The sequence below is a fragment of the Streptomyces sp. NPDC045026 genome, assembly GCF_056432625.1.
Window position 1 is genome coordinate 308,936 of the sequence record NZ_JBWKIS010000003.1, and the last position, 8,208, is coordinate 317,143.

At 70.4% G+C, this 8,208-nt stretch carries 8 protein-coding genes; 2 read left to right on the top strand and 6 right to left on the bottom strand.

The window, feature by feature from the left end; genetic code table 11:
• Positions 1-69: 69 nt before the first annotated feature.
• The 3 genes from AC07EJ_RS08800 to AC07EJ_RS08810 all read right to left on the bottom strand — a co-directional run bounded on the left by AC07EJ_RS08800 (position 70) and on the right by AC07EJ_RS08810 (position 2,887).
• Complete coding sequence (locus AC07EJ_RS08800; protein ID WP_389478154.1) at positions 70-1,347, bottom strand: ATP-binding protein; 1,278 nt, start codon at positions 1,345-1,347, stop codon at positions 70-72.
• Positions 1,348-1,741: 394 nt separating this feature from the next.
• Complete coding sequence (locus tag AC07EJ_RS08805) at positions 1,742-2,509, bottom strand: hypothetical protein (protein ID WP_478883985.1); 768 nt, start codon at positions 2,507-2,509, stop codon at positions 1,742-1,744.
• A gap of 111 nt (positions 2,510-2,620) precedes the next feature.
• Complete coding sequence (locus AC07EJ_RS08810) at positions 2,621-2,887, bottom strand: hypothetical protein (RefSeq protein WP_393582450.1); 267 nt, start codon at positions 2,885-2,887, stop codon at positions 2,621-2,623.
• A 210-nt stretch (positions 2,888-3,097) separates the two neighbouring features.
• Between AC07EJ_RS08810 and AC07EJ_RS08815 the strand changes: the two genes are divergently transcribed.
• Positions 3,098-3,901 (top strand): nuclease-related domain-containing protein, encoded by an 804-nt coding sequence (locus AC07EJ_RS08815; RefSeq protein WP_478883986.1) that lies wholly within the window; start codon positions 3,098-3,100, stop codon positions 3,899-3,901.
• Positions 3,902-4,050: 149 nt separating this feature from the next.
• Here the strand turns inward: AC07EJ_RS08815 and AC07EJ_RS08820 are convergent, their stop codons facing one another.
• The 3 genes from AC07EJ_RS08820 to ligD all read right to left on the bottom strand — a co-directional run bounded on the left by AC07EJ_RS08820 (position 4,051) and on the right by ligD (position 6,684).
• Positions 4,051-4,695, bottom strand: coding sequence for a DNA alkylation repair protein (locus AC07EJ_RS08820; protein ID WP_478884052.1), 645 nt, complete (start codon positions 4,693-4,695; stop codon positions 4,051-4,053).
• Positions 4,696-4,802: 107 nt separating this feature from the next.
• Positions 4,803-5,708: an ATP-dependent DNA ligase gene (locus AC07EJ_RS08825; protein WP_389478162.1), complete on the bottom strand. Its 906-nt coding sequence runs from the start codon at positions 5,706-5,708 to the stop codon at positions 4,803-4,805.
• A 91-nt stretch (positions 5,709-5,799) separates the two neighbouring features.
• A complete protein-coding gene (gene ligD / locus AC07EJ_RS08830) occupies positions 5,800-6,684 on the bottom strand; it encodes a non-homologous end-joining DNA ligase (protein ID WP_389478164.1) in 885 nt (294 codons plus the stop codon).
• A gap of 190 nt (positions 6,685-6,874) precedes the next feature.
• On the opposite strand from ligD, the gene ku reads away from it, so the two are divergent.
• Positions 6,875-8,011, top strand: a complete 1,137-nt coding sequence (gene ku, locus AC07EJ_RS08835) for a non-homologous end joining protein Ku (RefSeq protein ID WP_389478165.1) — start codon at positions 6,875-6,877, stop codon at positions 8,009-8,011.
• Positions 8,012-8,208: the final 197 nt, after the last annotated feature.

Sequence of the window (8,208 nt, forward strand, 5' to 3'; positions counted from 1 at the left end):
GGAAATCCCTCTATGTCGCTTTAATCTGACTGGGTGTGTGTCCGGGTGGGGTGCCGGAGGGGTGGCGCGTCAGGGTTGCCGGCCGGCCGACGGCAACGTCAGCGTGGCGATCGCGCCGTCGTCCCCAGCGTTCGTGAACCTGAGCGTTCCGCCGAGCACCTCCGTCTGGCCCAACGCGATCGTCAGGCCGAGGCCGTGGCCCTTCGCGCCGCCCTCCGTCCGGAACCGCTGCGGACCGCCCTCCAGCAGGTAGTCCGGGTAGCCCTCCCCGTGATCCCGCACGGTGATCACCGGGCCGTCCACCGTGAGGACCACCGGCGGGCGGCCGTGCCGATGGGCGTTCGCCACGAGGTTGCCGAGCACCCGCTCCAGGCGCCGGCGGTCCGTCAGTACGCATACGTCCCGCACCACGGCCACCTCCGTCTCCGTGCCGGACCCCCGCACCACCCGCTCGGCCAGCGGGCCGAGCCAGTTGTCGTCCAGGTCCACGCGCTCGCTGCGCGCGTCCAGACGCGAGATCTCCAGCAGGTCCTCGGTGAGGGTCCGCAGCGCGGCGACCCGGTCCCGTACGAGCTCCGTCGGGCGGCCCGGCGGGAGGAGTTCGGCCGCCGCGTGCAGGCCCGTCAGTGGTGTCCGCAGCTCGTGCGCCACGTCTGCCGTGAACCGTTGCTCACTGAGCAGCTTGCGCTGCAACGACGACGCCATGCTGTCCAGCGCACCGGCGACCGCGGATACCTCGTCCTGGTGCCTGGCCGGATTCCTCGTCCTCGGATCGTCCACCCGCGCGTCCAGATCCCCGCCGCTGATCCGCCGGGCCACCCTCGACGTCGCGTGCAGACGCCGCGTCACGCGCGTCACCGCGAAGGCTCCCACCAGCAGCGTCGCGCCGATCGCCAGCACGGACGAGCCGACGATCGCCTGGTCCAGGCCGTCGATCGTCCGGGCGCCCTGGGAGTAGTCGAGCTCCACGGCCAGGGCGCGGCCCCCGTCGACCGGTCCCGCCGCCCACATCGTGGGGGCCTTTGTGTGGCTGCTCACCATGGTGCCGCGCTCTCCGTCCTCGGCGAGCCGGCGCAGCGAGTCGGGCAGCTCCGGGGGGTCGACGCCTGCGAACGGGCCGAGCCGGTCCCCTGCCTCGTACGCCTTGGTGGCCTCGTCGAGCCGGTCCAGTGCGTGGTCGCGGGCCTGGCCCACGGTCTGGTCGGTGACCGATACGTGGACGAGGGCGCCCAGGAGTGCGGCCAGTGCGCAGCACATCACCGTGATGAAGACCGCGGCCTTCCAGGTGAGGGTGGCGGTCCAGGCGGGGAGGCGGGGTTTGGGGGCGGTGTGGGGGGCGGGGGTCATGGGGTGCTCTTGGTGGGGGCCGGGGCCGGGGCCGGGGCCGGGGCTTGGGCTTGGGCTTGGGCTTGGGGTGGTGGCGGTGCTGCGGCTGGTGTTGCTGGGGCCGGGGCCCGTGTCGGGTGTTGGGTGCGGCGTGGTTCTGGGGCCGCGTTCTGCGCCTTCCGTGCGTGGGTGGGTGCGGGGACGGTCCGGTATGTCCGTCCTCGCTTGGATGGTTCGGCGTTGGATTGCGTAGGCGTCAGAAGTGGGTGCCGGCTCCGGGCGGACATACCGGACCGTCCCCTCCTGTCCCGTTGCGGGTGCGGCTGGGTTGGGGATGGGGTTCCGCGGCTTGGGTGCGTCGCCCGGCTTGTGTGCGTGGGGCGGCCTGTGTGCGTGGGGTGGCTTGTTTGTCTGGTCATCGGGTGGGGGCCGATGGGGTTGTTGTGGGGGACTTCGTGGGGGGTGTCGTCGTGGGGCTGGTGGTGGGAGGTTGGGGTTTGGGGGTGGGGGGTGGCGTTTGGGGTGAGCCCGTGCGGAGGATTTCGTCTCTGGTGGGGAGCATCGCGTGCTGGTGCGGGTCCCAGGACCACGCCGTGCGGTACTCGTAGCCCGGCAGGTCCGCGACCGCCCGCAGGATGACGTCCCGGCCCGCGATCTCCACGCTCACGACCGCGTCCGACGTCCCCATGATCTGCGTCAGCTTGTGATCCTCGAACGTGTAGCAGCGCACGGCCAGTTGGCGTTTCGGCAGGCGGATCCCCACGACCAGTTCGTCCTTGCCGTCACCCGTCAGATCCCGGTAGTACGCCTTCAGGACCGGGCATTTGGTGCCGCCTTTCCTGCCGCAGTCGTCCAGCCCCACGACCTTGTCCTTGTCCGGGTCCGGGGACGGGCTCGGCGATGCCGCGGCGGCCGCCTCCTGTGCGCGGACCACGTCGACCGGGTTCACGCGGTGAATGTCGTCACCCTTGGCGGTGATGCCCTTCACGACCTCGGTCTTGCCCGAGCCGTAGTCATCGGCCGCGGCGGACGCCGGCGGCAGCGTGGGCCAGAGCCGGGCAGGTTCCACCGCCGTGGACGTCGGCCCCGCGCTGCGCAGCCCGCCCGAGTCTCCGCACCCCGCGAGCAGCAGTGCCGCTGCGGTCATGGCCACGGCCGCGGAACAGGTGCGCCTGGAAATCACTGCACTCCTGCCTGTCCGCGTGCCGGTCGCTCACCCCGCTGACACCTTATTGGCGTTATTGGTGAGGAAGTCCTTTTTATTGAACCGCGAGACCTTGCGCACCTCGAACCGTCAGCCGTCGGTGCGCCCGCGCCGGTACATCGAGAAGGCGAGTCCCCCCGCGCCCGCCGCCGCCATCGTGCCGCCCGCCGCCACGAACAGCGGGTGCGAGTCGGGTGTGCCCTGAGACTGCTCCGCTGCGCTCGCCGGGGCAGGAGCCGCCTGCCGGTCGGCCTGGGTGTGCGCGAACGCGGCCGTCGGGACCAGCAGCGCGCCGCCGAGAACGGCGGCGACGAAGGTGCCGCGGGCCAGCAGACCTGCTCGACGAGTGGTGCTCACGGAACGTCTCCTCTGCTCTACTCCCGGTGCGGCGCGCTCCACCAGGTGGCGTAAACGCTGACCTCATCACCGTAAAGACCACTCATCACGGCAATTCGGCAGCTGTGTAACAGCGGGCCGAAGCTCTGGGGACGGTGCCGTCACGGGGGTCCGGACGGCATATTGCCCTGCGGCTCCGGGGCTGTTCCCATGGTCATGGGGTGATGGTGCATGAGCGGTCTGCGCGTCATACCGACCTGGCGGCACGGTCGGGAGCGGCTCTATGTCTGTGGCGACGACGGCAGGAACGTCGCCTGGTACGACCGTGAGGCCGGTCGCGTCAATCTGATCAGCGAGGCCCGCCGGGACGCCGTGCTCGACGCCCTCGGGCCCTTCCTGACCGGCCAGGTCACGGTCGGTCCGCCCCCGGTGCCGACCCCCGTCGAACTCGCCAGGCTGGCCCTCCACCCGGACGACGACCTCGCGCCGAACCGGCCGGGCGAGGCTCTCCAGATAGCCGTCGACCGCGACCCGGGCGCGCCCCGGCGGCTGCGCGGGGACCCGCGGCGCCGGGCCTTGGAGGCCGAGCAGTCCGTCGGCGGAGCGCTCGACGCGTTCGAGCGGGCGGGCTGGCGCGCGCTGCACTCCGTGCCGCTGCCCGGCGGAGCCCGTATCCACCACCTCCTCATCGGGCCCGGCGGCCTCTACGCGCTGCACACCCTCCCGGCCCGCAAGCAGCGCGTCCGCGTCGCCGACCCGATGGTCATGACCGGCCGCTCGGGGCCGCACCCGATCCTGCGCCGCGTCCGCGCGGACGCGTCCCGCGCGTCCTTCGCCCTGACCGCCGAGGTCCGCCCGGTCCTGGCCGTCGCGGGCGCCACGACGGTAGAGGTGACGGCATCCCCACGGGACGTGCGCATCATCCTTGACACCGAACTCCAGTCACTGGCGCGCACGGGCGGCGTCCTGAAACCGGCCGACATCGAGGCCCTGCACGCGATGGCCCGCGACCGCCATACCTGGCTGCGCGTCTGAGGCCGGTGACGGCGGGATCCCGTGCCGTAATCGCGTCACCGCCGCCCTCGCGTGCCGCTCCGTCCTGCGGCGTACCCCCCGTCCGTCACCTGCGGGATCTCTGCCTGGAGCGCAGGACCGGGCCGCTTGGCGCGAGCGCGGGCAGTTTTCTACTCGCTCTGCCCGCGCCGCACCATCTCGGTGATCCAGACAGGTGTGAACGGGGACGTGCAGCCCGGGGACGTCGGGTAGTCCTTCAGTACCTGCAGGCGCTCGCCGATGTCGATCGCGCGAGTGCGGTGTTCGGCGTGGTCGATCCCGATCTGGGCCAGGCAGTGGTTCATCGCCCACTGCAGGCGGTCCGGCGCGTCCTTCATCTGCGCCTCGATGACGTCGAGGAGCGCCGAGAGGTCGAGGCCCTCGGGCTTCTTCGCCACACGTTCGGTGGTCAGCGCCCAGCCGGCACTCGCGACCACTGGATCCGGATCGGCCGACCAGGCGAGACGCAGCTCCTCGACGTGGGGGTTCTTCTTCACCACGTAGTTCACGAGCCAGTCCTGCACCTTGGGCGTACGTGCCTCGCGCACCATGACGTCCAGCTCGTCGCGCTCGAACGCCTTCGGCCGGCAGACGAGGAGGGCGAGGAGTCTTGCCGCGGAGTCACCCGTCTCCCAGAGCCCGCGCGCGAGCTCCTGCTGTGTCTTCAGCCGCTTGGCGAGCGCACGCAGCTTGCTGAGGTTCACGCCGTGATCGTCACCGTGCTTCTCGTTCACGGCGCGTGCCTTCGGGTCCTCGAGCCCGGCCAGCTCGGCCATCACCTCGGCGACCGTCGTCCCGGTCAGCGTCTTCTCGGCCACCTCGGCCCTCCCGTCCGTCACGCGCGAGATTTCAGCCTACGGCGACGGAACGACACCTCATCCATTCATCCGTCGGACCGCACGCGCACGAAACGGACGGTCTCATGGCGTCCGGCCGCTTGGCGCAGTTCGATGAGGAGGGGGGCTGTCAGCATCCTCACCGGACCGTGTTCCGGGTGGTCCGTCAGCTGTCCCGAACGATCGCGTACCAGTTCGCCGACCTGCCGTGACTGCGTCGGGGTCAAGCGGGGCGAGGTCTTGACGCTTCGGTCGTCGGGGAGCCGTACGAGAAGTGCCTGCGGTCTGTCCAACGGGCCGAAGACGCCGAGGAGTTCACCGTCCGTGGTGTCCGCATGCCTGATCTTCCTCCAGGCCCGGGTTCCTCCTGCCCGATAGGTCGAGCGCAGTTCCTTCGCCACAATTCCTTCGACGCCGGCCGCTCTTATGTCGCGAAACCAGATATGGGCGGTTTCCTCGTCGAGCGTTGCCAGTACGCGCTGCAGGGGCGGGCCGACGTCTTGCAGTGCGGCGCCGAGCAGCTCCCAGCGTTTCTTCAGGGGCAGTGCCCTGACGTCGCGGCCTGGGACGGCGAGGATGTCGAACGCCACGTAGGACACCGGGATGCCCGACCGCGCTCGATCGGCGTGGGACCGGAGGAGGTCGGTGAAGCTCAGACGCCCGTCGCGGTAGGCGCACAGTTCGCCGTCCAGCACCATTCCGACCGGCAGGTTCTCGCGCAGATATGCGGCAATCTCAGGAAACTCCGGGGAAAGGTCCCTTTTTGAGCGTGACTGCAAGAAGACCCGTCCGTCCTCGAGGATGAAGGCAAGGGCGCGGAATCCGTCGAGTTTGAGGGAGAACTGGAGATTCGCAGCCGTGCCTGATTGCCGGGGGATCTCGTCCACAGCCTGGGGGCGCATGACATCGACAGGCGGCCGTAGGGCTACTGTCGGCGAATTGTCCTGATCCATCCCGTCAGCGTCTGCCCGCCCGGCCTTCCGGGGGAGGAGGGGCTCGCCCTTCGCGTCGCACTGTCACCGGGACAGCCCCGGCTCTCCCGTCTCACGGCACATGCCCCGCGCGGTTCAGGTTGATCAGGGGGCCGAGCAGGTCCCCGTAGCGTTCGAGGCGTGGGGCGATGTCGTCGGCCAGGAACGTCAGCTCCCGCGCGTCCGTGCAGGCCTCGACCTCCTCCCACGTCACCGGCGCCGACACGGTCGGCTCCGGGCGGGCGCGCAGCGTGTACGGGGTCGCCGTCGTCTTCGCGGCGGCGTTCTGGCTGAAGTCGACGAAGACCTTGCCGGGGCGCAGGCTGCGGGTCATGCGGTGGACGACCAGCTCCGGATGCTCGGCCTCCGCCTCCACCGCGAGGGTCTTCGCGTAGGCGCTCACCCGATCGGACGGCGTCGGTTCCAGCGGCACGAGCATGTGCAGCCCCTTGGAACCGGAGGTCTTCACGTACGAGTGCAGCCCGTCCGCGCGCAGCCGCTCCTGAAGCCAGAGCGCGACCGCGCAGCACTCCACCACGTCCGCCGGCTCCCCCGGATCCAGGTCCAGGATAAGCCGGTCGGCCTGTCCGGGCGCGTCCGCCTGCCACTGCGGCGTATGGAACTCCGTCACCAGATTGGCCGCCCACATGAGTGAGGCCAGATCTTGTACGAGGACCTGGCGGGACGGGGCGCCCCGCGAATGCGGCACGTCCGCCGTCCGTACCCACGCCGGCGTGCCCGGCGGCACGTTCTTGGTGAAGAACCGCTGGCCCTCGGGCCCGTCCGGGTAGCGCAGGAAGGACACGGGCCGGTTGTACAGGTGCGCGAGCAGGGACCCGGCGACCGTCGCGTAGTAGTGCAGCAGCTCGCCCTTGGTGAACCCGGTCGCCGGGTACAGCACCTTGTCGAGGTTGCTGAGCGCGAGCCGCCGCCCCTCCACCTCTGTGATGGGCGTCATACGATGAGAATCCCACGGAAATCGTCATCAGATATCCCAAAGGGTTGCGGCGGCGACGGCGACGGCGACGGCGACGGCGACGGCGACGGCGACGGCGACGACGGGGCGGCCGGTTGGCTGGCCAGCTGGCTCAGCTACGGCAGGGCACACGGCAGGGCACTACGCAGGGCACTACGCAGAGAGGGACACCGTGCGATCCATTTGGAACGGCGCCATCTCGTTCGGCCTGGTCAGCATTCCGATCAAGCTGGTCAACGCCACCGAGAGCCACTCGATCTCCTTCCGGCAGATCCATCTGGAGGACGGCGGCCGCATCCGCTACCGCAAGTTCTGCGAGCTGGAGGAGAAGGAGGTCGCGTCGGCGGAGATCGGCAAGGGGTACGAGGCTGCGGACGGCGCGATCATCCCGATCACGGAGGAGGACCTGGCCTCCCTGCCGATCCCGACCGCGCGGACCATCGAGATCGTGGCCTTCGTCCCCGGCGACCGGATCGACCCCCTCCAGATGGACGCCGCCTACTACCTCTCCGCGAACGGCGTCCCCGCCGCGAAGCCGTACACCCTGCTGCGCGAGGCGCTCAAGCGGAACAAGAAGGTCGCCATCGCCAAGTTCGCCCTGCGCGGGCGGGAGCGGCTCGGCATGCTGCGCGTTGTCGACGACGTGATCGCGATGCACGGCCTGCTGTGGCCCGACGAGGTGCGCTCCCCGGAGGAGGTGGCGCCCGAGACCGAGGTGACCGTGCGCGAGGCTGAACTCGATCTGGCCGACGCGCTGATGGACACCCTCGGCGAGGTCGACATGGAGTCGCTGCACGACGACTACCGCTCCGCGGTCGAGGAGATGATCGAGGCGAAGGCGTCCGGCGAGGGCGTGGTGGAGGCGCCCGCGGTCCCCGAGGGCGCCGGGGGCAAGGTCATCGACCTGATGGCGGCCCTGAAGAGCAGCGTCAAGGCGGCCAAGGAGGCCCGGGGCGACGCGGCCGCTCCGGAGCGGGAGGCGAGAGTGACCCCGCTGAAGTCCCGTACGGCCCCGAAGGATGTCGGCGGGAAGAAGTCGACGTCGACGAAGGCGAAGCCCGCGGCGTCCGGGAGCGGTACGGCGAGGAAGACGACGGCCAGGAAATCGGCTGCCTCGTCACGGACGGCGCCGACCGAGAAGGCGAGCACGTCGAAGGCGAGCGCATCCAGGGCGAGTACGTCGAAGGCGAGCGGCGCGAAGGCAAGCGGCGCGAAGGCGAGCGCCTCGAAAGCCACGGCCAAGAAGGCCACTGCCAAGAAGTCACCGGCACCGGCAAAGAAGACGACGTCGCGCAGGCGGGCGTCCTAGCGGGACGGCGGGCGTCCTGGCGGGGCCGGCGACGGCCGTACGTAGCGTAGATGCGCGGTTATGCGCTTATGCGCTTATGCGCTTATGCGCTTATGCGCCTACGCGCCTACGCGCCTACGCGCCTACGCGCCTACGCGCCTACGCGCCTACGCGCCTACGCGCCTACGCGCCTACGCGCCTACGCGCCTACGCGCCTA

Coding starts and splice junctions, on each gene's coding strand:
- AC07EJ_RS08825 (WP_389478162.1), bottom strand. CDS start 5,708: ATGGATCAGGACAATTCGCCGACAGTAGCCCTACGGCCGCCTGTCGAT.
- AC07EJ_RS08800 (WP_389478154.1), bottom strand. CDS start 1,347: ATGACCCCCGCCCCCCACACCGCCCCCAAACCCCGCCTCCCCGCCTGG.
- AC07EJ_RS08820 (WP_478884052.1), bottom strand. CDS start 4,695: ATGGCCGAGCTGGCCGGGCTCGAGGACCCGAAGGCACGCGCCGTGAAC.
- AC07EJ_RS08815 (WP_478883986.1), top strand. CDS start 3,098: ATGAGCGGTCTGCGCGTCATACCGACCTGGCGGCACGGTCGGGAGCGG.
- ligD (WP_389478164.1), bottom strand. CDS start 6,684: ATGACGCCCATCACAGAGGTGGAGGGGCGGCGGCTCGCGCTCAGCAAC.